The 25024-nt window shown below is 38.8% G+C and carries 26 protein-coding genes, 1 riboswitch and 1 other annotated feature; of the genes, 24 read left to right on the top strand and 2 right to left on the bottom strand.

The window, feature by feature from the left end; genetic code table 11:
• Nucleotides 1-90 precede the first annotated feature (90 nt).
• The 13 genes from AC5KOD_RS07760 (at nucleotide 91) to AC5KOD_RS07820 (ending at nucleotide 12041) form a co-directional block, all read left to right on the top strand.
• Nucleotides 91-753 (top strand): response regulator transcription factor, encoded by a 663-nt coding sequence (locus tag AC5KOD_RS07760; RefSeq protein WP_496913977.1) that lies wholly within the window; start codon nucleotides 91-93, stop codon nucleotides 751-753.
• Nucleotides 750-2225: a sensor histidine kinase gene (locus AC5KOD_RS07765; RefSeq protein ID WP_496913978.1), complete on the top strand. Its 1476-nt coding sequence runs from the start codon at nucleotides 750-752 to the stop codon at nucleotides 2223-2225. The genes AC5KOD_RS07760 and AC5KOD_RS07765 overlap by 4 nt, the downstream gene beginning before the upstream one ends.
• Nucleotides 2226-2409: 184 nt before the next feature.
• Complete coding sequence (locus tag AC5KOD_RS07770) at nucleotides 2410-3963, top strand: cell division site-positioning protein MapZ family protein (RefSeq protein WP_496913979.1); 1554 nt, start codon at nucleotides 2410-2412, stop codon at nucleotides 3961-3963.
• Nucleotides 3964-4071: 108 nt separating this feature from the next.
• The gene (locus AC5KOD_RS07775) at nucleotides 4072-4455 is read left to right on the top strand and encodes a DUF488 domain-containing protein (protein ID WP_496913980.1); all 384 of its coding nucleotides are present in this window, start codon (nucleotides 4072-4074) and stop codon (nucleotides 4453-4455) included.
• Between the two features lie 58 nt (nucleotides 4456-4513).
• Nucleotides 4514-5011: a GNAT family N-acetyltransferase gene (locus AC5KOD_RS07780; protein WP_496913981.1), complete on the top strand. Its 498-nt coding sequence runs from the start codon at nucleotides 4514-4516 to the stop codon at nucleotides 5009-5011.
• 126 nt (nucleotides 5012-5137) lie between these two features.
• Nucleotides 5138-5707 (top strand): thymidine kinase, encoded by a 570-nt coding sequence (locus AC5KOD_RS07785; RefSeq protein ID WP_496913982.1) that lies wholly within the window; start codon nucleotides 5138-5140, stop codon nucleotides 5705-5707.
• A gap of 101 nt (nucleotides 5708-5808) precedes the next feature.
• Nucleotides 5809-6882, top strand: a complete 1074-nt coding sequence (prfA, locus tag AC5KOD_RS07790) for a peptide chain release factor 1 (protein ID WP_496913983.1) — start codon at nucleotides 5809-5811, stop codon at nucleotides 6880-6882.
• Nucleotides 6875-7720, top strand: coding sequence for a peptide chain release factor N(5)-glutamine methyltransferase (prmC, locus tag AC5KOD_RS07795; protein WP_496913984.1), 846 nt, complete (start codon nucleotides 6875-6877; stop codon nucleotides 7718-7720). Before prfA ends, prmC begins: the two co-directional genes overlap by 8 nt.
• A 180-nt stretch (nucleotides 7721-7900) precedes the next feature.
• Nucleotides 7901-8920, top strand: coding sequence for an L-threonylcarbamoyladenylate synthase (locus tag AC5KOD_RS07800; protein WP_496913985.1), 1020 nt, complete (start codon nucleotides 7901-7903; stop codon nucleotides 8918-8920).
• Between the two features lie 187 nt (nucleotides 8921-9107).
• A complete protein-coding gene (gene glyA / locus AC5KOD_RS07805) occupies nucleotides 9108-10346 on the top strand; it encodes a serine hydroxymethyltransferase (RefSeq protein ID WP_496913986.1) in 1239 nt (412 codons plus the stop codon).
• A 101-nt stretch (nucleotides 10347-10447) separates the two neighbouring features.
• Entirely contained in the window at nucleotides 10448-11077 is a 630-nt protein-coding gene (gene upp, locus AC5KOD_RS07810) for a uracil phosphoribosyltransferase (RefSeq protein ID WP_209530904.1), read from the top strand.
• Nucleotides 11078-11200: 123 nt separating this feature from the next.
• A riboswitch (guanidine-I (ykkC/yxkD leader) is annotated at nucleotides 11201-11296 on the top strand.
• Nucleotides 11297-11385: 89 nt separating this feature from the next.
• A complete protein-coding gene (locus tag AC5KOD_RS07815; protein WP_496913987.1) occupies nucleotides 11386-11727 on the top strand; it encodes a DMT family transporter in 342 nt (113 codons plus the stop codon).
• Nucleotides 11727-12041: a DMT family transporter gene (locus tag AC5KOD_RS07820; RefSeq protein ID WP_496913988.1), complete on the top strand. Its 315-nt coding sequence runs from the start codon at nucleotides 11727-11729 to the stop codon at nucleotides 12039-12041. Before AC5KOD_RS07815 ends, AC5KOD_RS07820 begins: the two co-directional genes overlap by 1 nt.
• A gap of 59 nt (nucleotides 12042-12100) precedes the next feature.
• Here AC5KOD_RS07820 and AC5KOD_RS07825 read toward each other — a convergent pair whose 3' ends face one another.
• Both AC5KOD_RS07825 and AC5KOD_RS07830 read right to left on the bottom strand, forming a co-directional pair.
• Nucleotides 12101-12328, bottom strand: a complete 228-nt coding sequence (locus AC5KOD_RS07825; RefSeq protein ID WP_496913989.1) for a hypothetical protein — start codon at nucleotides 12326-12328, stop codon at nucleotides 12101-12103.
• A gap of 227 nt (nucleotides 12329-12555) precedes the next feature.
• Nucleotides 12556-12810, bottom strand: a complete 255-nt coding sequence (locus AC5KOD_RS07830; protein WP_496913990.1) for a double zinc ribbon domain-containing protein — start codon at nucleotides 12808-12810, stop codon at nucleotides 12556-12558.
• Nucleotides 12811-13176: 366 nt separating this feature from the next.
• Between AC5KOD_RS07830 and AC5KOD_RS07835 the strand changes: the two genes are divergently transcribed.
• From AC5KOD_RS07835 to AC5KOD_RS07885, 11 genes are all read left to right on the top strand, one after another.
• Nucleotides 13177-14169: an alpha/beta hydrolase gene (locus tag AC5KOD_RS07835; RefSeq protein ID WP_496913991.1), complete on the top strand. Its 993-nt coding sequence runs from the start codon at nucleotides 13177-13179 to the stop codon at nucleotides 14167-14169.
• A gap of 86 nt (nucleotides 14170-14255) precedes the next feature.
• Nucleotides 14256-15437 carry an FtsW/RodA/SpoVE family cell cycle protein gene (locus AC5KOD_RS07840; RefSeq protein WP_496913992.1) on the top strand — a complete coding sequence of 394 codons (1182 nt, stop codon included), beginning with the start codon at nucleotides 14256-14258 and terminating at the stop codon, nucleotides 15435-15437.
• Between the two features lie 101 nt (nucleotides 15438-15538).
• A complete protein-coding gene (locus tag AC5KOD_RS07845; RefSeq protein ID WP_496913993.1) occupies nucleotides 15539-15895 on the top strand; it encodes an arsenate reductase family protein in 357 nt (118 codons plus the stop codon).
• Between the two features lie 24 nt (nucleotides 15896-15919).
• Nucleotides 15920-16252 carry a glycine cleavage system H family protein gene (locus AC5KOD_RS07850; RefSeq protein WP_496913994.1) on the top strand — a complete coding sequence of 111 codons (333 nt, stop codon included), beginning with the start codon at nucleotides 15920-15922 and terminating at the stop codon, nucleotides 16250-16252.
• A gap of 39 nt (nucleotides 16253-16291) precedes the next feature.
• Nucleotides 16292-16547: a binding site (T-box leader), on the top strand.
• Nucleotides 16548-16619: 72 nt separating this feature from the next.
• Complete coding sequence (locus AC5KOD_RS07855) at nucleotides 16620-17651, top strand: methionine ABC transporter ATP-binding protein (protein ID WP_496913995.1); 1032 nt, start codon at nucleotides 16620-16622, stop codon at nucleotides 17649-17651.
• Nucleotides 17648-18337 carry a methionine ABC transporter permease gene (locus AC5KOD_RS07860; protein WP_496913996.1) on the top strand — a complete coding sequence of 230 codons (690 nt, stop codon included), beginning with the start codon at nucleotides 17648-17650 and terminating at the stop codon, nucleotides 18335-18337. Before AC5KOD_RS07855 ends, AC5KOD_RS07860 begins: the two co-directional genes overlap by 4 nt.
• Before the next feature lie 49 nt (nucleotides 18338-18386).
• The gene (locus tag AC5KOD_RS07865; protein WP_496913997.1) at nucleotides 18387-19232 is read left to right on the top strand and encodes a MetQ/NlpA family ABC transporter substrate-binding protein; all 846 of its coding nucleotides are present in this window, start codon (nucleotides 18387-18389) and stop codon (nucleotides 19230-19232) included.
• A 451-nt stretch (nucleotides 19233-19683) separates the two neighbouring features.
• Nucleotides 19684-19812 carry a hypothetical protein gene (locus AC5KOD_RS07870; protein ID WP_496913998.1) on the top strand — a complete coding sequence of 43 codons (129 nt, stop codon included), beginning with the start codon at nucleotides 19684-19686 and terminating at the stop codon, nucleotides 19810-19812.
• A 193-nt stretch (nucleotides 19813-20005) separates the two neighbouring features.
• Nucleotides 20006-20365: a DUF1033 family protein gene (locus tag AC5KOD_RS07875; protein ID WP_496913999.1), complete on the top strand. Its 360-nt coding sequence runs from the start codon at nucleotides 20006-20008 to the stop codon at nucleotides 20363-20365.
• Nucleotides 20313-22394 (top strand): DNA topoisomerase 3, encoded by a 2082-nt coding sequence (locus AC5KOD_RS07880; protein WP_496914000.1) that lies wholly within the window; start codon nucleotides 20313-20315, stop codon nucleotides 22392-22394. Before AC5KOD_RS07875 ends, AC5KOD_RS07880 begins: the two co-directional genes overlap by 53 nt.
• A 103-nt stretch (nucleotides 22395-22497) precedes the next feature.
• Nucleotides 22498-24903 carry an FtsK/SpoIIIE family DNA translocase gene (locus AC5KOD_RS07885; protein ID WP_496914001.1) on the top strand — a complete coding sequence of 802 codons (2406 nt, stop codon included), beginning with the start codon at nucleotides 22498-22500 and terminating at the stop codon, nucleotides 24901-24903.
• Nucleotides 24904-25024: the final 121 nt, after the last annotated feature.

Below are 25024 nucleotides of genomic sequence, written 5' to 3' on the forward strand. Positions count from 1 at the left end.
TAAGTCTCAGCAGAAAAAATGTAGTATGATAAAGGAACAATTAATTGTGAGTGACGTGTCAAAGACCTACAAGTAAAAGGAGTTATCAAGATGACTTACACGATTCTATTAGTAGAAGATGAAAAAGAGATTCGCCGTGCAATGACCAATTTTTTACGGCGTGAAGGCTATCAGGTGATTGCTGTAGAAACTGGTGAAGAGGCATTGCAGGAATTTGCCGAGATTGATTTTCATTTAGTTTTATTAGATATGATGTTGCCAGGGATCGGTGGTGAAGAGGTCTTGGAGTGGATTCGTCGGAAATCTGATGTGCCAATCTTAATTATTAGTGCGCTGAATGATGAATTAATTCAACTAGATGCTTTTGAGCAAAGTGTTGATGACTACGTCGTTAAACCTTTTTCGATGACCATCTTAGTTCATAAGATTGCGTCTCTGCTGAGACGAGTATATGAGAAGCAGAAAAAAGAAATTCAGTATCATGAGTTGCGGTTATTGGTTAATAATTATGAGGTTTATTATCAAGAACAAGGGATCGATTTAACGGTTAAGGAATTTGAAATCTTACAAACGATGCTACTAAATAGCGGCAAAGTATACTCTAGAGAAGAACTACTAACCGTGGTTTGGGGGTATGATTATTTCGGTGATAGCCGAAATATCGATGTTCACATTAAAAATATTCGCAAAAAGCTCCCACTTGACTGTATTAAAACAGTGAAGGGAATCGGCTATAAGGTGGAGCGTTTATGATTCTTAAGATAAAAGAAAAAATTAGGAATCGGATAAAAAAAACGTCTCTCTATTGGAAAACATGGGTCATTACGACGGTGACCATTTTGATTACGATTGGGGTATTCTTTCTGATTTTTTCAGTCTTTGCTACACGATTTTTAGAAAGTGCTCAGGAAAAAAAATTCGAAGACAATGCGGAACTGATTTATAAGAGTGTCGAAAAGGAAGGGATTAATCAAGAGTTTCTTGGTGAGTACATGGTTGCAGGATATGTCGTTTTTATCAAGTATAAGGATCAGGTTATTTATCCAGAAATATCGACCTTGTCTATTCAGAAATCGGAAATACCAATGTCAGATTCCATCACCGAGGATTCTCTCGTTCAAGGAAATTTAGAGGTAGTTGATGCGATAGAAATAGTACCTGAATTTGAGTTTAGAGGGGACGAGACCATTGAGCAAACAGAGCCACTAATAAGTCAAAAAACAGTTACTTATCAGGGGGCGAAGTACCAAGTAGAAATTTTTTATCCTGTTGCGGTTAATCAAGATGAAATCAAGGGAGTTTTTTTACTCATCATTCCTTATTTCATTGTCATCGGGCTGTTTGTTTCATCGGTCATTTCAGTTATCTATGCCCGTTATTTTTCTCGTAAAATTACACGACTTAACAAGACCGTTCACGCTATGTCAACGAGCTCAGTTCCTGTGATCTATGAAGCGACTGATGGCGATGAGATTCAAGACCTAGAGAACAGTGTTCATCACATGTACCAAGAATTACAATTTACCTTACAAAAATTGAATCAAGAGATGACTACTGTTAAACGGTTAGAAGAGGATCGTCAGGTCTTTATGCGAGGAGCTACTCACGAGTTAAAGACACCTATTATGGCAATGACCACGATGCTTGAAGGGATGATGGCCAATGTAGAGGGCTACGAAGACCACGAGCATTATCTACAAGCCTGTTATACTCGCTTACAGAGTATGAGCCGTTTAGTGAATGAAATGTTGGAAGTTTCTCGGATAGAATCGGTAATGTTTTCAGGGCAAATGGAATTAAAAGAAGCGACAGAAGAGGTTATTGAGATTTATGAGTATATGCTGGAGGATAAAGGCATTGTGATAGAGACGAGCCATTTAAAAAATGGCTTAGTCCAAATCCCTAAGCGCAATCTCCAAAAGGTGCTGTCAAACTTGGTTGGAAATGCGGTTAAGTACACACCTGCTCAAGGTAAAATCGTGGTGATATCGACTGAAGAGGAATGGCAGATTCGCAATCAAGTAAAAGAGGTTTCCCGCATTAAAGAGACCAATATCTTTGCACCATTTGTCACCTTTGAAACAGAGTCGAGTAGTGAGTTTGAGCAAAGTCATGGCTTGGGCCTTTACATTGTGGATACGATTTTGACTCAATATGGCTATCGTTATGAGTGGGAAGTGAATGAAATAACCTCAGAATATATTTTTAAGATAAAGCTTAAGTAAATTTAAACATTAAGTGCCTGCCTAGTTATCATCAAGGTTAGGGCCTTAATGTTTTTTCATTTTAACTGCTGATTTGCGGGAGTTGGGAAATTTAGTTAACAAAATAGCACAATTTTATGATAAACTAGTCTTGATTTACAATTTCAAAAAATCCGAAAAATTAAAATAGGAATGTGATAAAACAATGGAAAAAGGAAAAAAATGTCCTAATTGTGGCTATGTCTCCACAAAAAATGAAGAATACTGTCCTAATTGTGATCGATTTGAACCAACGTTTCAAGATTTCACAAAAGAGTTAGCTGCTGAAAAAACAGTTAATCAAGAAGAAGTTGAACCTTTAGAGGAAATTCAGCAAGAGTTAGCGGAGCAACTAGAAAGAGAGTTGCCACAGGCTGTTGAGCCGGAGAGTGTTGGGGAAGAGTCACCTATTATTGAAGCAGAAGTACCTACTCCTGTAGAAATGGTTGAGGAGCCGGTTGTTGAACCTGTTGCTGAGCCAGAGGCAGAACCGACAATTGAACGGTTTGCAACGAAGGAAGTAATTCCAGAAGACCCTTATGCGAGATCGGCAGACCCCGCTTCTAATGATAGTGCAGTACCAGAGAAGAAAGAACCAGAGCCACAAAGAAACACGAGTGAGCCGACACCACCGAAAAAAAATTACAACAAGTTGATTGGTTTAGTTGTAGTGATTCTTTTAGTTATTGGTGGAAGTGTGTTTGGTTACACCAAGTATCAGGCTAAAAAAGAAGCGGATCAAGTTGCAGCTGATAAAAAAGCGGCAGCATTGCTTGAAAATGATCTGGATAAATTGTATTTAAATGAAGAAAAAATCTTTTTGAGTGAAGAGTTTAGCCAAGATACACTAAAAGAACTTGAAGAGAAGCTGGCTGATTTTAAAGAAAAAAAATATGTGAGTGATCTTGAACCGGTTATGACAGATTTAACTAAACGAGGTGAGCTATTAGCATCAGTTAACAATCTGTTTAAGGAACCTGCTATTAAAGGCGACAAGTTGGCTGAGAAGAGTGTGCTAAAACAAGCAGAGGCAACTGTGCCAAAAGCGATTGAAAAACCAGCTGATAAATTTGAAGAATTAATAAATAAAGGCTTGAAGGTAGCAAGCGATCAAGTTGCAGCTAATAAGAAAGCGAAGGATCTTCTGGCGAAGGTCTATGGAGATGACGCTAAAAAAGAGGCAACTCGCGGACAATATGATGAAGCAAAAGAAGCGGTTAAGAACTTGAAAGATACAAATCTGCAAAAAGATTATGACGCTAAATTGGCTAAGGTTGACGCAGTAATTGTTGCAGCAGAAAAAGCAGAGGCACAGCGTAAAGAAGATGAGCAGAAAGCGGCCGTTGCACAAGCACAAGCACAATTAGATGCTCAGGCTACTCAGCCTCAAGCACCGGCAGATACTTCTGGTCAAGGAACTGGTAATCGCGGTGGTATTGCGCTACCAAATGAAAGTAGTGGTACAACATATGGCGACTGGTCATGGGCTGAAGGTGTTCAAGCCAAAGTTCTTAACGAATGTATTAGACGTGGTTATATCGTTGAAGGCGGCTATGAATTGCGCCAACGTATCATTATAAATGGTGAAGCTTATTATGATCTATACGCGACATCGACACAATCATCATTGTTAAAAAATCGTTCTGACTCTGAATTACCGATTTACTTGGTAACAATCAACGCTAAGACTGGTTGGTTTAAAGGCGAAGGACCAAATTAAATGAGTTAACTAGGTTGGGGCAGAAGTTACTTTTGTTCCAGCCTCTTTTACATTTAGCTAATTTGACACGATTATCTATCTACTGCATAAAAGGAGGAAGAGATTCAGATGATTTATTTGAAACGTGCCTACAGTGAGACGTTAGAAACGGATGGTTACCGAGTATTAGTTGATCGTCTATGGCCTCGTGGAGTCAAAAAGGAGCAGGCTAAAATTGATTATTGGGCGAAGGAACTAACTCCAACAACAGAGTTACGAAAATGGTTCAATCATGAGGCTTCTAAATTAGGAGAGTTTAAGAAGCTTTATTTAGCTCAATTGGGAGAGCGACCAGAGGCCCAGACTTTATTAGAAGAGTTAGCAAAGAGGAGTCAATTAGAAACAATCACATTAGTCTATGGAGCGAAGGACCCGGTTAATAATCATGTTCAGATTTTGGCTCATTTAATTGCTGAAAACTATCAAGGTTTGGTTGGATTTACCGTGAAATAGCGCTTTTAGTAAAGACCTGATATAAAGAAAATAGAGACGTGAAAAGTAGGTGTCCAGAATGATTAGAAAGATGCTAAAGAGTGATAGCCAAGAATTTCCTCGTCTATTTGCCGAGCAGGGCTGGGAGAAATCAGAGGAGTTATTTCAAACGTATTATACTGAGCAGACAACTAACAAACGTGTGGTATTTGTTGCGTATGATGAGAGGGGACTTATTGGCTATGTCACAGTTATTCCATTGGCGACTGCAGGACCTTTTGCGACAAAATATCCAGAAATTAAAGATTTTAATGTCTTGGAAAACTACCAAGGCCAAGGGTATGGACGAGCGTTATTGGCTGAGGCAGAAAAATGGGTGATTGGAATTAGTGAAATAGCAACACTTGGTGTTGGACTTCATAGTGGCTATGGGGCCGCTCAAAAATTATATAGTCGGTCAGGTTATGAGCCAGATGGTAGTGGTGTCTGGTATCAAGATCAACTGCTAGGCTGCCACGCCCCGTGTTTTAATGATGATGAGCTAGTCTTATATCTTAGTAAGCGACTTCGAAATTAGTTGAGACCTTCTCTGTACGAGAGAAAAAACAAGAATAAATCGCCATTTTATTACTGAATAGGATGATTTTTTTCTTGTTTTAAAGTATACTTACATAGGGAGAAAATGAAAGTGTAGGTTTACGAAATGGCTCAGTTATTTTTTAAATACGGTGCGATGAATAGTGGCAAGACGATAGAGATTTTGAAAGTCGCTCACAATTATGAAGAGCAAAATAAACGAGTGGTCTTAATGACGAGCGGAGTTGATACTCGTGATGGGATTGGCAAAGTATCAAGTCGAATAGGCTTATCGCGAGAAGCGACGCCTATCTTTAGTGAGACGGATGTCTATCAATTTATTAAGCAACTCGATTTTATTCCTTATTGTGTGCTGATTGATGAATCTCAGTTTTTGGAAAAGCATCATGTGGTTCAATTTGCTAGAATTGTTGATGAATTGGATATACCAGTGATGGCTTTCGGCTTAAAAAATGATTTTCGAAATGAACTATTTGAAGGCTCAAAATACTTGTTATTGTATGCTGATAAATTGGAAGAATTGAAAACAATTTGTTGGTTCTGTCATCGTAAAGCAATTATGAATTTGCGTTTGCTGGATGGTAAACCAGTTTATACTGGGGATCAGATTCAAATAGGCGGCAATGAGTCTTATTTTCCTGTTTGCCGCAAACATTACGTGGACCCGGCTTTGTAGCGAAGCTTTAAATCCACCTTTAGATAATTAATTAAAGAAGAGCCGCTGATTGTCACAGCAATAAGAAGCCGGCCAGACTCATTAGAAAAAGGAGAACAACTATGTACGATCAACTACAATCAATTGAAGACCGTTACGAGGAGCTAGGAGAATTATTAAGTGACCCGACGGTTGTGTCTGATACGAAACGTTTTATGGAACTCTCAAAAGAAGAAGCAAGTACGCGTGAAACAGTTACGGTTTATCGCCGTTACAAAGAAGTTGTCGCAGGGATTGCGGAGACAGAAGAGCTACTTGGAGAAAAATTAGATGCCGATATGCAAGAGATGGCAAAAGAAGAATTATCTGATTTGAAAAAAGAAAAAGATGAATTGGAAGAAACCATTAAGGTGTTATTGATTCCCAAGGACCCTAATGATGATAAAAACATCATTATGGAAATTCGTGGCGCAGCAGGTGGAGATGAAGCCGCACTGTTTGCAGGGGATTTATTTGAAATGTATCAAAGTTATGCCTCGTCACAAGGGTGGAAATTTGAGGTCTTAGAGGCCAATATTACGGGTATTGGTGGCTATAAAGAAGTGATTGCCATGATTACAGGTGAAAATGTCTTCTCTAAATTGAAATATGAAAGTGGTGCTCACCGTGTCCAACGAGTTCCGACAACTGAATCTCAAGGGCGGGTTCATACCTCAACAGCTACAGTGGTTGTTTTGCCAGAAGCCGAAGAAGTTGAGTTGGAGCTAGAAGATAAAGATATTCGCGTGGATATCTACCATGCGAGTGGTGCAGGTGGACAGCACGTCAATAAAACGGCATCGGCTGTTCGTTTGACTCACTTGCCAACGGGGATTGTTGTTGCCATGCAGGATCAACGTTCTCAATTACAAAACCGTGAAAAGGCGATGCAAATTTTGCGCGCACGAGTATTTGATCAAATACGTCAAGAGTCACAAAGTGAGTATGATGCTAGTAGAAAGTCCGCAGTTGGGACTGGCGATCGTTCTGAACGGATTCGGACATATAACTTTCCGCAAAACCGGGTAACTGATCACCGTATTGGTTTGACAATTCAAAAATTAGACCGAATTTTATCTGGGGAACTAGATGAAATTGTGGATGCTTTAATCATCTACGATCAAACAGCTAAATTGGAAGAAATGCAAAATGGCTAAATCTGATAAGCGTTATTTTGAAGTCCTTAACTGGGCTTCTTCTTTTTTAGTGGAGCATCAAAAAGAGCCATATATTGCTGAATACTTGATTTTGGAGCGCAAACGCTGGACCAAGACTGATTTAGTCAGCCACTATCGTCAGCTCATGCCTGAGGTGGAAATCACTCAATTAGAAGCAGATCTAGCCTTAATTATCGAAGATATTCCGCCCCAATATATTGTGGGTTCTTGCGAGTTTTACGGTCAACGCTTTAAGGTTACTCAGGATACCTTGATTCCTCGCCCTGAAACAGAGGAGCTTGTCCAACTTTGTTTGGAAAAGAATCAGCAAAACTCACTTAAAGTGATCGATGTGGGAACCGGTACAGGAGCGATTGCGCTGAGTTTGAAGCGTATGCGTCCTAACTGGGAGGTGACGGCTGTTGATATTTCTGGGCAAGCCTTAGCAGTCGCGAAGGAGAATGCGAAGACACTTGAGCAAGAGGTCCGTTTGTTGAAGAGTGATCTATTAGCATCAGTTAGTGGAGAGACTTTTGATGTAATTGTGTCCAATCCGCCTTATATTGGGCAAGATGAATGGTCGGAGATGGATGTCAGTGTCAGAACCTATGAGCCCAAACTGGCGTTGTTTGCTGAAAATAAGGGGCTAGCTTTATATGAGCTTCTAGCTAAAGAGGCACAGGCTGTTATTAAACCAACAGGAAGAATTTACTTGGAGATAGGCTATCGCCAAGGTCAAGCAGTTCAACAAATTTTTCAGCAAGCTTTTCCACTAAAAAAAGTCATTGTATATCAGGATATTAATGGTCAGGACCGAATGATTGAGGTTTGTGGATAAAAAATTAATATGACTGATTATTCTAATTAAAAAACATGATTATAGCAAGAATGAAAGCAGTTTTTAGAGTTATTAACAGAGTTATCAATACTTGACAAATGAGTTATCCCCAAGGTGTTAATAACCGTATGAAACAATTGTTAAGTTGGGATAATCTGAAAAAGGAGATGTGGATAACCTGTGGAAACAAGTTATTATGATGGGGAAACATTACCCGAAGCAGCTCGTCTTATTCGTCAGGGGGAGCTGATTGCTTTTCCGACTGAAACAGTCTACGGGTTGGGAGCGGATGCGACTAATGCTCAAGCGATTCAGAAGGTTTATCAAGCGAAAGGCAGGCCGAGTGATAACCCATTAATTATTCATGTTAAGGGAGAAGCAGATGTCTTGACCTTTGTGGATAACCTATCTGAAAAAGCAACATTGTTGATGGAAAAATTTTGGCCAGGACCTTTGACTCTTATTTTCGAGATAAAAAAAGGCTGTTTACCAGCGGTTGCAACTGGTGGGTTATCCACAGCGGCTTTTCGTATGCCAAATAACGCGCTGACATTGAAATTAATAGCGGAAGCTGGTGTGCCTCTTGTTGGCCCGAGCGCGAACACATCAGGTAAACCAAGTCCGACAAGTGCTCAACATGTGTACCATGATTTAACAGGCAAAATTGCGGGAATTTTGGATGATGGGCCGACTAAGATTGGGCTAGAGTCGACAGTGGTAGATATGACGGGTGAGGTACCTGTTATTTTAAGACCGGGAGTTGTCACTCAAGAGATGCTTTCTGAAGTAGTAGGAGAGGTCGAGATTGATCAGCATTTGATTACTGAAAAGGAAGCGCCAAAGTCCCCAGGAATGAAATATCAACACTATTCACCAAATGCGCGAGTATTGTTGATAGACTGGCAAAAGAATAACTGGCAAGAGGCTCTTAGTTGGGCTCGTAAAAATGATTGGCGAGTGGGGATTTTAGCAAGTAAAGAAATTTTGACCTCCTTAGGAGAGTCAGCCGATGCTACATTCGAACTGAGCCAAGAGGAAGATGTCATTGTTGCGAGTCAGCGATTATTTGCTGGGTTACGGGCCCTAGATGAGCAGGAGAGTGTGATAGATGTTATTTTTGCTCAGACCTATCCTGAAACAGGCGCCGGTTTAGCTTACATGAATCGCTTAAAGAAGGCTGCTAACCAAGAATACTTTTAATTATCATAGATAAACCGAATGGTTTTTTGTTATTTTTATGTAAATGTTAGTTAAAAAGTTGTTTATTGTCTTTTTTTATAAAAAAAACACAATTATTTGTTTATTTCACGAAAAATAGGGTTGACCAAATTGATTCGTAGATAGCGATTATGTTACAATGTAGAAAAGAAAATGAGGTGTTGTAAAAATGGGATTTAAAGATCAAGATCAAGAGCTGTGGGATGCTGTTGCGAAAGAAAAAAATCGTCAGGAACGAAATATCGAGTTAATTGCGTCAGAAAATTTTGTGTCAGAGGCTGTTATGGCGGCACAAGGAAGTATTTTAACTAATAAATATGCTGAGGGCTATCCAGGCCGTCGTTATTATGGTGGGTGTGAATTTGTTGATATAGTTGAAAATCTAGCGATTGATCGAGCAAAGCAATTATTTGATGCGAAGTTTGCCAATGTACAGCCTCATTCTGGCTCTCAGGCTAATACAGCTGCTTACATGACGCTGATTGAACCAGGAGATACCGTTTTAGGAATGGACTTGACTCACGGTGGACATTTAACCCATGGGTCACCCGTTAACTTTAGTGGTAAAACTTATGATTTTCACCCTTATGGGGTTGATCCAGTGACAGAAGTTATCGATTATGAAGTAGTTCGGATTCGTGCTCGTGAAGTTAAGCCTAAATTGATTGTTGCTGGGGCAAGCGCTTATGGCCGTCATATTGATTTTGCACGCTTTAGAGAAATTGCTGATGAAGTTGGGGCAAAATTATTAGTTGATATGGCACATATTGCTGGTTTAGTTGCTACTGGCTTGCATCAAAACCCAATGCCTTATGCGGACATTGTGACGACAACGACACATAAAACGTTACGTGGTCCTCGTGGTGGTTTAATTTTGACGAATAGCGAAGAGCTAGCTAAAAAAATCAATAGTGCGATTTTCCCTGGTATTCAAGGAGGTCCGTTAGAGCATGTGATTGCTGGTAAGGCAGTTGCGTTTAAAGAAGCGTTAGACGAAGATTTCAAAGATTATCAAGAGCAAGTGATTGCCAATGCTCAGGCAATGGTTAAAACCTTTAATCAGGCGCCTAAAGCTCGAGTTATTAGTGGCGCAACAGATAACCATTTGCTATTGATTGATGTGACTGGCTATGGCTTAAATGGAAAAGAAGCGGAAGAAATTCTTGATAAGGTTCATATTACTGTAAATAAAAATACGATTCCTTTTGAAGTGCTGAGTCCATTTAAAACAAGCGGTATTCGTATTGGAACGCCAGCTGTTACGACTCGCGGGTTACGTGAAGCTAACGTTCGTCGAGTAGCTGAATTAATTGATACAGCCTTGACAAATCATGAAGATGAAGAGGCGTTAATCAGAGTTTCTAAGGAAATAAAAGCAATTACAGAGAAATTTCCACTTTATCGTTAAAAGTTTGAGTGATTGACTAGTCAATCACTCATTTTTGCTTTACAATAGGATAGGACAAAAACTAAGAGGGATATCAAACCTTCAAAAAAAGGAGAATCGCTATGGGAAAATTTCAAGTTATTGATCATCCGTTAATTCAACACAAATTAACCATCATCCGTGATAAAAATTGTGGGACCAAGGTATTTCGTGAGGTAGTCAATGAAATAGCGATGCTAATGGCATTTGAAGTGTCACGTGATATGCCATTGGAGGATATTGAAATTGAAACGCCGATGGGCAAATCAACTCAAAAAACATTGACTGGTAAAAAAGTGGCGATTATACCTATTTTACGTGCAGGAATCGGCATGGTAGATGGAATGCTTGAGTTAATTCCCGCTGCTAAAGTTGGTCATATTGGGATGTATCGTGACCATGACACATGGGAACCCGTTGAGTATTTTGTTAAATTACCGTCTGATATTGACACTCGCCAATTATTTGTTGTCGATCCAATGTTAGCAACAGGTGGTTCAGCCATTTTGGCAGTTGACGCTCTTAAAAAACGTGGTGGTAATAATATTAAGTTTGTGTGTTTAGTTGCTGCACCAGAAGGCGTTAAGGCTCTTCAAGAAGCTCATCCAGATGTTGACATATACACAGCGGGCTTAGACGATCATTTGAATGATGATGGCTATATTGTACCAGGCTTAGGCGATGCTGGTGACCGGTTGTTTGGAACAAAATAGTAACACTTACGAAAAAGGAGCCATGTAGTTTGGCTCTTTTTCTATTTTTTAATAGTGAAAACACCTTAGGGCTTGCTTCTTAGGCTCGATTGAGTATAATAGAATGATAACTTAAATTTTCATAAAAATGTTTTCTAGGGTTCCGCACAAAGTGGTCTGGTCCGAGAGAAAACTCGTAATAGATTTGTTACGTCACGGAAGGATAAAAGCCTGGGAGATACTGTTAATTCAGTAATCTTTCAGGCTTATTTTGTTTGAATTAATGGGATGAAAAGCGAGTAATTAAATGAGTGAGGAGTAGGAATAAGATGGATAAAAATTGGATTAAGGTCATTATTGCAGGAGGGTTTGAAGTCGGGTGGGTAGTTGGCTTAAAGCATTCAACCTCCATTCTTGAATGGGGAGTCACGCTAGTAGCAATTTTCTTAAGTTTCTATTTAATGATATCGGCCAGTCAAGAATTACCAGTTGGAACAGTTTATGCCGTATTTGTTGGCATAGGAACGACAGGAACAGTTCTACTTGATGGTCTATTATTTGGGCAACCTCTGAGTGTGGCAAAAATTGTGTTAATCGTTATCTTACTAGCTGGAGTAGTTGGTTTGAAATTAGTGACACCAGAAGATAAGAGACAGGAGGTGACGAAATAATGACATGGATTGTTTTGATTGCAGCAGGGCTGTTTGAGATGGTTGGGGTCTCACTTATTAATAAGTTTAATTTAGAAAAAAATGTGACCTCGCTTCTGATGCTGATCGCGGCTTTTGGACTTAGTTTCGTCTTGTTGTCTATTGCGATGGATCAACTCGCAATGGGAACAGCTTACGCTGTCTGGACGGGGATTGGCGCGTCTGGTGGTGCGGTACTTGGGATGCTAATTTACGGTGAGTCAAAGGATATTAAGCGAATTATTTGTATAGTAATGATTTTAGGTGCTGCTGTAGGCCTTAAGTTAATTTCATGATTAAAATAAACAGAAAAACTCTTGCCTTTTCATTTTATGAAAAGAGCAAGAGTTTTTATCTAATTTTTTATGGCTAGATCATCATAGCTGACAACTATATTGCCGTTTGTATGAAACATAATTTCTTTGTTCTCACTGGTTTCCTTAATCGCGACAATTGCTGAATTAGTCATTTGTTTGACAATAGTGCCATTAACTAAATCTCCGCGAAAATAAAAAGATACTTTAGTATCTGGTAAAAAGTTTTTGCCAACTTCAGAGGCAATATTTTGTGTAGGTCTAAACATTAGAAAAGCCACTTCCTTTCTATCTTCAAAGAAAAACACGACATGTTACCATTAACAATTATACCATAAATTTAACTAAAATTCCATTTGTGAATTTTAAAATTGGTAAAAGCAATATTTGTTAGATAAATATGAAATTACATGTCTTATTTACTGTTTAGGCAAATTTGGATGTTTAAGAAGAGATCAAAAGTATTTATGCTCATCAGTTTACTAGTTAAAACGGATTAAATCGCTTTTAATTCTAAGGCTAATTCATCAGGAGATTTATCTGATAGTGCGCTCTCGATGACGAGTTTATTGGTATATGAGCCACAAGTTTCACAAAAATAAGCAGCAGCTGGGTTAGTGTGTCCGCAATCTTCGCTAGTACATGTGTTATACAAGGTTGTGCCACACTTAATACAGAAGTTTGCGACATCGGAGATATCGTCATTGCCACAGGCTTGACAGGGATTAAATCGATTAGACGTGTTAATCATTTTGTTAACCTCCTCTTTTAGCTAAATTATAACAAGTTCCGTCTTAAAAGGGAAGAAAGCTATTGAGTATTTTTTCAGTTGGCTTTGATAACTAGTTGCCTTAATTTTACCTATTTTAAGTGCGAGTAATAATTATCGGAAATCTAGATGTAATCGTAGTTTTCAGACACTTCTTACTTAAAGCTCTAATTTCTGCTTAATTTGGAGATATTTTAGGTTTAAGCGAGAATTGAAAGGAAAATTATGCTATAATTTTAAAAAGTTACCTCTTTAATTTTTTTCGTGAAATAATGTTAGAGGTGAGTTTTTTTATGATTAATCAGGCTATTTGCTAGCCTAAAAATAGTTGAACGAGGATTTAAGAAAATGAAAGAAATGTTGAAAGATACTGGAATCGTTTTAGGTGTTTGTCTTTTTTTTGCGTTAGCGATACTGCTATTTACGCCATATCCTACAACAGATTTAGTTCATAGTATTTTTGCTGGTGGTGGATCTGCAAAAGAGCCGAAGGGCTACGAAGAAATGGTGAACAAAACTGTGATTGAAACGAATCTGAGCTATGACTCCTTAATCCCGCAAAATAAGTATGATTTAGTTAGACCTAAAGAAGGAGCTAATTTTCCTGTTATTTTATGGGTCCATGGAGGAGCTTATGTCGGAGGTCAGAAGGAGGATGTTGGGATTTATGCCAACATGCTTGCGGCAGAGGGATATGCCGTTGTTAATATGGAGTACAGCTTAGCACCAGAAACGCGTTATCCAGGACCTTTAGTCCAGATGAATGATCTTTACAGAGAATTGAAGAAGGTTGCCTCTGACTATTCCTTAGATTTAAGTAGACTCATTATTGCCGGTGATTCAGCAGGCGGTCAAATTGCTGCTCAGTTTATCAACATTCAAGTCAATGATGATTACAGCCGAGAATTAAATTTTCTGCAAGAAGTACCAAAAGAATCGATCAAGGGAGTGGTTCTATTTTGTTCGCCGTTTTCATTGAATGAATTGACGAATATGTCCCAATTATTCGTAGCTGATTATTTCCTTCGTAATATTGGATGGGCATATACTAGTGATGTTAATTGGGCTAAATCAAAAATAGCTAGAGAAGCCGATTTATTAGAAAAAGTTAGCGGTGGATTTCCGCCAACATTTATAACAGACGGTAACAAAATGTCTTTTGAGAAACAGGCCAAATTGTTTGCTACAAAGCTTGAGAAACAAGGAACAAACGTAACAACAGCTTTTTATCCCTTAAGTGACGGCGAACTAATTCATGAATATCAATTTGATATGACTTTGCCTCAATCACAACAAACATTTACCTCGCTAGTTGAATTTTTAAAGAAAATTGATTTCTAAACTTTTCTTAAATTTATCAATTGAGAAGAAGAAGGATAAAACTTCCGTTATAATAAAATGTGAATGAAATAGGAAAGAGATGGAAAATGGAAAAAGCGAGATACAAATATAGTTTAGATAATCGAATTGACTATGGGATTATTTTACCTGTTTTTGTCCTGTCATTAATGGGATTAGCGGCTCTTTATGTAGCGCTCAGCAATGATCAATTAACAACAGATATTATGACGCCTATGCTGAAGCAGGTATTATGGATTTTGATAGGGGCCTTCTCTGTTGTTATTTTGATGCAATTTTCCTCCAAGTTGTTGTGGAAAATGACGCCAATATTTTATTTACTGGGATTAGGTCTGATGACCGCTTTAATTTGGTTTCATGATGAGAATCTATATGCTTTAACAGGTTCTAAAAACTGGTTTAACTTTGGCGGTTTTACCTTTCAGCCGTCTGAATTGATGAAGATTGCTTATATTTTGATGCTAGCTTACGTAGTGACTCAGCATAATTTGAAGCATCTCCATACGATGAAAAATGATTTTTTATTGATAGGTAAGTTGATTGTATTTACTATTCCGATTGTTATACTATTGCAATTTCAACAGGATTTAGGAACAATGCTTGTTTATGTGGCAATCTTAGGTGGCGTCTTTTTAATGTCAGGAATCACTTGGAAGATTGTTCTACCAACCATTGTGCTTTTTGGTTTATTGGCTGCGGGGATTCTTTATCTCGTGACCCAAGAGCCGGGCCGAGAATTTTTATTTTCACTAGGGGTTAAACAGTATCAGTTGCAACGGATTGATTCATGGCTAGACCCATTCCATGATGCATCAGGAAATTCTTATCAACAAGCCCAAGCTTTGGTGGCAATCGGTTCTGGCGGGCTGTTCGGCAAGGGCTTCAATAATTCTGAGGTCTATGTTCCTGTCAGAGAGTCAGATATGATTTTTACCGTGATTGGTGAAAATTTTGGGTTTATTGGTGGAACTCTCATGATTATTATGTATTTTATCTTAATATATCGTATGATTCGTGTCTGTTTTGATACAAATAATGAATTTTATGCGTATATTGCGACAGGAATTATTATGATGATCTTGTTCCACGTTTTCGAGAATATCGGAGCTAACATCGGTCTATTACCCCTAACAGGGATTCCTTTGCCTTTCATTAGTCAAGGGGGCTCCTCATTATTAGGTAATTTGATGGGAGTCGGCCTCGTGATGTCGATGCGTTTCCAGCAAGATGACTATCAAAAATTTAGATAAACGTAACCTAATCGTGGCTCGAAACCACGATTAGGTTATTTTTAGCTTTACCTCCGATTTATGTTATACTATTTATAGATAATTATGGAAAGAGGGATTAGATGGTAAATTTTTATTGGTATCCTAAGTGTTCAACGTGTAAAAAAGCGAAAGCTTGGTTGGATGAAAATAAGATTAACTACAATACAATTGATATGATTGAGACGCCACCAGCTAAGGAGCAGCTCGTTGCTTGGATGGAAGCTAGTGACTTACCTGTTCGCCGTTTCTTCAATACGAGTGGTATTCGTTACCGTGAGCAAGGTCTAAAAGAGATTGTTAATGGTTTTTCTAATGAGGAAGCTGCTGGACGCCTAACTAAAGATGGGATGCTAATCAAACGACCAATTATGGAGAAGGCGGGTCACCAAGTTCTTTTAGGATTTAAAGAACAAGATTACGCTGATTTATTAAAATAAGCCTAAAATAGGAGTTTTACCGTGATGAAAAAAATAGTGAATAAGCAATTATGGGTAAAAAAAGAAGGTCATAGTTTATCAATCGGTTTAACCAATGAAGGCCAGGATGATTTTGGCAGTGTGTCATTTGTAAGCCTGCCAAAAGTTGGCGATAAGCTTAAAGCAGGAGATTCTTTTGCTGAAATAGAGGCTGAGAAAGCTGTAACAGAATTGGTTAGCCCAGTCTCTGGGACTGTCATATCAATTAATCAAGAAGCTTTAAATGATGGTACAGTTTTAGATGTGAAAAATGAAAATTATGCGTGGCTTATCGTATTGACTGAGAGTGATGAAAAAGAATTTAATGATTTAGTTTGACAAAACTCAAGCAACTTGTTAAAATGAGACACAATAAAAAGAAAAGCTTTGAAAAGAAGAGTACTTCTCAAGCATGTTTAAAAGAGAGCCCTGATTGGTGAAAAAGGGTAACAGAACTGAGAAGGAAGATGGTCTTTGAGCTGAATAGATGAGCTTTTAGTAAGTTTATTCCGTCGACACTCGTTAACGTGTAGCAGTATCAGGTGATATTAGGCCTCGTACTGATTGAGGTTATTATCGTGAGATAATAATAAAAATAGGTGGTAACACGAAACGGTAAACGTTCGTCCTTGTTAGACAACAAGGGGGACGTTTTTTTGTTTTGTAACCTTGTGATTGAGACAAATAGAAAGAAGAGTGAAATCTAATGGCGCTCATTAATTTGAAGCAGGTAACAAAAGAGTTTAAAGGAAAGAAAGGAACAGTGACAGCTGTTTCAGATGTAAACTTTGCTGTTGAAGAGGGACAGATTTTTGGCATAGTCGGTTACTCAGGGGCAGGTAAGAGTACGTTGGTTCGCTTACTAAATGGACTAGAAGCACCGTCCTCAGGTCAAGTTTTAATCAATCAACACGACGTGGCATTGCTAAAAGGCAAAGAGTTACGAGAATTTCGTAAGGAGATAGGGATGATTTTTCAGCACTTCAATTTACTTTGGTCACGGACGGTGATGGATAATATTACCCTGCCTTTGGAGTTAAGTGGCTTATCGAAAGCTAATCGTGAAAATAAAGCTCGCGAGTTGATTAAATTAGTTGGGCTAGAAGGTCGGGAAGAGGCCTATCCTAGTCAATTGTCTGGTGGGCAGAAACAACGAGTAGGGATTGCTCGAGCTCTTGCCAATGATCCCAAAATATTACTGTGCGATGAAGGGACGAGCGCTCTCGATCCTCAAACGACTGATGAGGTCTTAGAACTACTTGCATCGATTAACCAACAATTAGGATTGACTATTGTGTTAATTACACATGAGATGCATGTTATTCGCAAAATTTGTCATAAAGTAGCTGTTATGGAAACGGGAAAAATTGTTGAACAGGGAGATGTTTTAGAGGTTTTTAGTAACCCAAAACAAGAGGTCACTAAACGATTTGTTCAGCAAGAAACAGTGCCGGAAACGGGAAATAACCCAGATGCCTTGAGTTATTTGGCCGAAACCTTCACTGGACAAATTGTTCAGCTAACATTTGAGGGAAATAAAGCACGTAGTCCAATTATATCGAAAGTTATTCGTCACTGTCAGATTGATGTTAATGTGATTCAAGGGCAGATTCAACAGACTCAGCAAAGCTCGTTTGGGACGTTGATTATTGAGCTGACAGGAACTGCGGAAGAGATCGATAAGGCAATCCAGTTCTTTAAAGAGGAAGGCGTTGGAGTGGAGGCTGGACAAGCGTGAATAAAACATTAAGAGAACAGTATTTTGACTTTAGTCAATTAGATTCAGAAAAATACATTAAAGCAACGAAAGAAACTCTTTATATGACGGGTGTATCCATGGTATTTGTGATTGTCGTGGGACTGTTGCTTGGCTTATTACTTTATTATTTAGGCAAAAATAAAGAAAACCCACTATCCAAGATTCTATACAATGTGATTTCAGTAATCAGCAATATTTGTCGCTCAGTGCCATTTATTATTTTGATTATTTTATTAATTCCCATTACTAAAAGTTTAATGGGGTCCTTTTTAGGACCAAAAGCAGCGATTATTCCACTCGTTATATCAGCCTCACCATTTTTTGGTCGCTTAGTTGAAATGGCATTTAGAGAAGTAGACAGTGGTGTTTTAGAAGCCTCGGACGCGATGGGGGCTAATCGTTTGCAAGTTATTTTTAAAGTGTTGATTCCCGAAAGTTTGCCAGCTTTGATTTCTGGTGCGACGGTAACAACGATTACGATGATAGGCTTTACGGCTATGGCAGGTGCGATCAGTGCCGGTGGTTTAGGAGACTTGGCCTACCGTGAGGGATTTACAGGCAACAAACCAACGGTCACACTTTTTGCGACGATTGGGATATTGGTAATTGTGTTTATTATTCAGGGCATTGGTGACTTTGCTGTTAAACGAATGGATAAGCGTTAGTTATATAGATAATTAGATAAGAGCTTAAAAGAAAATGGAGGGAACTATGATGAAAAAGAAAGTATTCGGGATTTTAGCAGTATCAGCACTAGCCTTAGCTTTAGTCGGCTGTGGCAACAAAAAAGAAACGACGGCAAGCAGTAGTTCTGCTGAAAGAAAAACAACGCTTAAGGTTGGGGCATCACCGACGCCTCATGCTGAAATTTTAGAGTTTGTTAAGCCGCAATTAGAAAAAGAAGGCATAGAGTTAGAAATTGAAACTTTTAATGATTACGTATTGCCAAATAAAGCTTTAGAGGAAAAGGAAATTGATGCCAACTATTTTCAGCATATTCCATTCTTTGATTTAACGGTTAAAGAGAGTGGCTATGATGATTTTGTTAATAAAGGCGCGATTCATATTGAATTGATGGCTTTGTATTCACAACGAATTAAAGATATCAAAGACTTAGAAGAAGGCGCGACAATCATTACAAGTAATTCTGAATCAGACTGGGGAAGAATTATTACAATGCTACAGGATGAGGGATTAGTAACAGTTAAAAAAGGAACAGACTTAACGACTGCGACCTTTGATGACATTGACAAAAATCCTAAGAAACTGAAGTTTAATCACGATGTTAATCCGGAGTTGTTAGCAGCTACATATGAGAACGATGAAGCCGATTTAGTTGCGATTAACGCTAACTTTGCTGGTGGTATTGGATTGTCACCTGAAAAAGATGGTGTGATTGTTGAAAAAGATAACTCACCTTATGGAAATATCCTAGCTGTTCGTAAGGATAATGAGAATGATCCAGCTATTGAGGCCTTGTTTAAAGCTTTGCGCTCTAAAGAAACCCAAGATTGGATTACGAAGAAATGGGATGGCAAGATTAAACCAGTTAGTGAATAAAAGTAAATAGATGAGAAAAAAGTAGCAAATTTTGTTAATTTTTTTACGAAATTGTGGATAAACTTTTGATCTTAATAAATTGATCCTAGCGCTATGTAAATTTCGATACTTTTACACTCTTCGATAGCGCTCATTTCTAAGCAGTAAACTATTAAGAATAACGGCTTGTAAGTTTATATGCGTAGCGTTTAAGATAACGAAACGTGGTGGAGTGAGCTGACTTTTGGAGCGCATTTATCAGATAATATTCGCGAAATAAGTGGAGGGTGAGACAAAAGTCTCACCCTCTTTTAAGGATCGAAAAAAATCATACGAAAATGCCTTAGATCTTCCGAAAACGATGAATATGCAAGATTTTAGTACATCGTTATATTGCTGAGTGTGGAGTTGTCTTTAGTGATAGCATGGATTATTGATTAAAATTGATACCAAAGTTAGTAGGATTATTTTTATGCGATTTGTAGCAACTATGCTGATTCCGCTTCAAACAGTGATGAAGTCGTTAATGCAATTTATGAGATTTTTACAAGATACGTCTTATTTTTCTCTCAAGGAAGGGGCAGTTTTAGATGGCATCTAAGTAGAAGTTGGTTATGGCAGGTTTGACAATGACGATTATTTTTCAATGCTTTAACACTAAAATACATTAATGTTGTCAGTTAAGTCATGCTATTCTTAATACGTGAGGCTTTTTTCAATTCAAAAGTTTGCAGAAATGACCAAAAGAGACTAGACTATTAACAGTGAATAAAATGAGAATAGGATGAAACTAAATGTATCAAGTAATTACAACGTATAGTGAAAATGAGCCTTGGTGGTTTTTTGATGATTGGGAAGAGGGCATTGTTGAAGAGGAAGTATTTGATACGTTAACAGCTGCTAAAGATGCCTATCAAGAAAAATTTTCCCAATTAAAGCAAGAATATAGTATGATGAGAGAGAAGTCAGATTTTTTGACGGCTTTCTGGAATGACGGAGAATTTGCTTATTGCGATGACTGTGATGAGGATCTCCAACAATATAAAGGGTTAATGCTTCTGAAAAATTGCATAAAATTATCAGAGGATGGAAAGGATATTGATGAAACAACTAATTATCGCGGAAAAACCAAGTGTTGCAAGAGATCTTGCTAAAGTACTTGGGGCAACCCAAAAGAGCAAATGTTACATTGAAGGGCCAAACGTTATTGTGACGTGGGCGTTGGGACATTTATTAGGCTTGAAGATGCCTGAGGATTACAACAAAGAATGGTCAGCTTGGTCGATGGATACCTTACCGATGATCCCTAAACAGGTGGGGATAAAACCTCTGCCAAAAACAGGTCATCAGTTAAAAGCTATCAGTCAATTAGCAAAACGTAAAGATGTTAAAGAAGCGGTTATAGCAACAGATGCTGGACGTGAAGGTGAGTTGGTCGCGCGGTGGATATTAGAATACGTTCGTTTTAACAAACCTGTTAAGAGATTGTGGATTTCATCTCAAACGACTAAGGCAATCAAAGATGGATTTAAAAAGCTAGAGCCGAGTCAAAAATATGACAATTTATATCATTCTGCTTTAGCCAGAGCCGAAGCTGACTGGCTTGTAGGATTGAATGTCACCCGTGCTTTAACAGTTAAATATGAAGATAGCTTGTCTGCTGGTCGGGTTCAAACGCCTACTTTAGCATTAGTACGCAGTCAAGAAGAGAAAATTGAGACTTTTCGTCCAGAGAATTTCTTTACCATTGATTTGATTTATCAAGGTGCTAAGGGACGTTTGCAGTTAAAGAATCCCCGTCAACTGAAAGAGCGGGAGCAAGCTGATGAGCTTTTAGCTTCTTTAAAAGGTCAAAGCGCAAAAGTAGTGAGTGTCAAAAATAAGACTAAGACTGAACCAGCGCCATTGCCCTATGATTTAACTGAAATTCAGCGAGATGCTAATCAACGTTATGGATTTTCTGCAAAGAAAACACTGTCCCTTGTTCAAAGTTTATATGAAATTCATAAGGTAGTGACCTATCCCCGGACGGATTCTAAATACTTGACGACTGATATGAAGGTGACGATGAAAGAACGACTTCAAGCTGTGGCAAGTTATTACCCTGAGGAGGCAAAAAAATATCTTAGAACTGGCGCTCAAGTTAAAGTGACAAAGGTCTTCCAAGACAGCAAAGTTACAGATCACCATGCGTTGATTCCGACTGAACAGGCTCCGCGAGCTGAAAAGATGGACAATGATGAGCAAAAGATTTATCAAATGATCACGTTGAGATTTTTAGGCTTGTTTGCTGATGCTCATGTTTCTAATCAACAGACAATTGAAGCTAAGGTAAGAAAAGAAAGTTTTATCTTCCGCCAAAGTAAAATTGAAGAAGTGGGCTGGAAAACCAGTGCTAAAGAAGAAAGTGACAAGCAGGTAGAGTTTAAGGAAGGAATGACTTTGCCAGCTAACTTTGCTATTAATAAAGAAGTGACGACTCCATCTAGTCCTTTGAATGAAGGGACGTTACTCGGGCAAATGGAGAAGCATAATTTAGGAACACCTGCTACGAGAGCAGAAATCATCGAAAAATTAATTAAATCAGAACTAATGGAGCGGAATAACAGTCGCTTAAAGGTCAGTCCTAAAGGTAAGCAACTTCTTAAATTGGTCAATCCTTCATTAGTGTCTCCTGATTTAACTGAGAAGTGGGAAAAGGCTTTAGAAGAAATTGCTCATGGCAAACGAAAGAGTCAGGAGTTTATTAAAGAGATTGAACGAGATACTGAGAGACTTGTTAAAGAGATCAAGGTTAGTGATAAAAAGTACACGGATTTTTCAATCACGTCGAAAGAATGTCCAGACTGTGGTTCACCTTTAAGGGAACGAAACACTCGGGATGGCAAACTCTTTGTTTGTACGAGCGACACTTGTTCTTATCGTCGCCGGAAAGATCCGAAAGTGTCTAATAAGCGTTGTCCACAATGTCATCGTAAGATGGAAATTCATGAAGGGAAGAATGGTGAATTCTTCAAGTGTAAATTCTGTGTGATTACTGAAAAAATTCCAACTGGCAAAGAACGTAAGAAAAAAATGACAAAGCATGAAGAGAAAAAACTTCTCAAGCAATACAGTCAGTCAGTGGAGCCAGAAGAAAGTCCCTTAGCCTTAGCGCTTAAGGCAGCGATGAAAGATAATTAAGCTAAAAGCAGTAGTGGGGAGGACTTTTGTCCTACCCCTTTTTCGTGTATAATAAGGAAGTGACTGCTTAATAAAGTAGTGAGTGCTTAAAAGGAGGTTTGAGATGGCGAAGAAGAAAAATACACGTGCTAAGAAGACGAAAAAGCAACAAGCCCAACATGAACGAATGATTTATTTGTTTATTGGGATTGCGTTTGTGCTGTTTGGGGTATTCGGTACGTTGAAGCTTGGCTTTCTCGGTATTTTAATTGCAAATGTGTTTCGTTTTATTGCGGGCAACACCTATCCATTTTTGGGTGTACTGCTGATTATATACGGTTTGCTTTTAGTGTTTATGGGGAAAGAATTATCATTTAAAAAGAAAAAATTGGCAGTCGGTGGTGTAATGTTTTATTGCGGATTACTCATGCTCCTTCATGCTTGGCTCTTTAAACAAGTGTCAGGAGATGTCAATATTATCAGTGTGACATGGCAAAAGCTATTCACTGAAATTAGAGGAAACGTGATCAAAGAGTCTGTTGGTGGCGGAATGATTGGAGCTGTCCTTTATGGAAGTAGCTATTTCTTAGTGTCACAATTAGGAACATATTTGATTGCGGGCTTGTTGATGGTGGCAGGTATCTTTTTAATTGCCGATATTCATTGGTTCCAAGTGGTCGATTTCTTGAAGATTGGTGGAAATAAACTGGGAGATAGTTTGAGTAGCCAACAAGAAAAGCTTGCAGAAAAACGCTCAATTAAAGCAGCTAAAAAGGCCGAAGAAGCTGAAAAACAAAAAATAGTTGATGCAGCGGCGGCTGAAGAAATTAGGAAAAATGATGTCAGAGATCTTTCCCCTGGTGAGGAGCTGGCACGCTCGGAAGCGGCTGAAACTATTATTGAAAAGCATGATGAGCCAGAGCAATTGGCGCTAGAAATTGATAGTTATCAAACTAAGTACCAATCGGAAGTGGAAGAACCTGTTAAGCGAACGATTAGTAAAAAAGAGGGGGAACCCTCTGATGAAGAATTAGAGTTTGAAATTCCTGAGGAGACAGAGGATCGCGATTATTTATTACCTCCCTCTGATTTGCTGAATGAAATTCCGCTAACTGATCAAAGTGCGGAATACTCGTCAATCGAAAAAAATGTGGCCGTACTTGAAAATACGTTTAAAAGTTTTGGCGTCGATGCTAAGGTCGTGCGAGCAAGTTTGGGACCTTCTGTCACAAAATATGAAATTCAGCCAGCAGTTGGGGTGAAGGTCAGTAAGATAGTTGGATTGACTGATGATTTGGCCTTGGCTTTAGCAGCTAAGGATATTCGGATGGAGGCGCCAATACCTGGCAAATCTTTAATTGGGATTGAAGTGCCTAATAATGCGGTCAGTACAGTTTCATTCCGCGATATTATTGAAGCACAACCCAAGCATGATGAAAATTTATTAGAGGTACCTTTAGGTCGCGATATCTCGGGAAGTGTCATCTCGGCTGATTTGGCTAAGATGCCGCATTTACTAATTGCCGGTTCTACTGGGAGTGGTAAGTCAGTCTGTATTAATGGTATTATTACCAGTATTTTAATGCGAGCTAAGCCACATGAAGTGAAGTTGATGATGATCGACCCTAAGATGGTGGAATTAAATGTTTATAATGGCATTCCTCATCTGTTGACGCCAGTTGTGACTAATCCTCGTAAAGCAGCACAAGCTCTCCATAAGGTTGTAAGTGAGATGGAGCGGCGCTACGAATTGTTTGCCGGTAGTGGAGTGAGAAATGTGACAGGCTACAATCAATTGGTGATGCAGTACAATATGGAGGATGGGGAAAATCGACCAGTTTTACCTTTTATTGTGGTCATAGTTGATGAGTTGGCCGATTTGATGATGGTTGCAAGTAACGAAGTTGAGGATGCGATTACGCGCTTGGCGCAAATGGCACGTGCTGCAGGGATTCATATGATCTTGGCAACTCAGCGTCCGAGTGTTGACGTTATTACAGGGATTATCAAGGCCAATGTTCCATCGCGAATTGCTTTCGCGGTATCCAGTGGGACAGACTCACGAACCATTATCGACAGTAACGGCGCAGAAAAACTACTTGGTCGTGGGGACATGCTCTTCTTGCCGATGGGTGAGAATAAGCCAATACGTGTTCAAGGTGCCTTCATTTCTGATTCAGAAGTTGAGGACATTGTTAGTTTCGTTACGGAGCAACAAGGTGCTGACTACCAAGAAAGTATGATGCCGAGTGATGAGCCAAGTGGCGGTGCTGGTAGTGGAGAGCCTCTCGATGAATTGTATGAGGATGCTGTTAAGTTAGTTATTGAAATGGAAACAGCTAGTATTTCTATGCTGCAAAGACGGTTCCGCGTAGGTTACAACCGTGCGGCTCGGATTGTCGATCAGATGGAAGAGCAGGGAGTTGTTGGACCTCCTGAGGGCAGTAAACCACGGAAGGTATTAGTAACATTCTTACCAGAGGATGATGAACTTGCAAATCCAACAGGACAAGAAAGTTTAGATGTATAAGTAAAAGAGCTTGGGACATAAGTCTCAGGATAAATAAAATAGAAGACCGAAAATCGTAAAAATGATTTTCAGTCTTCTGTTTTTTAGATTATTGGGAGAATTAGTCTTGTTTGATCGCTTA

It is taken from the genome of Vagococcus sp. WN80Y (assembly GCF_059621045.1).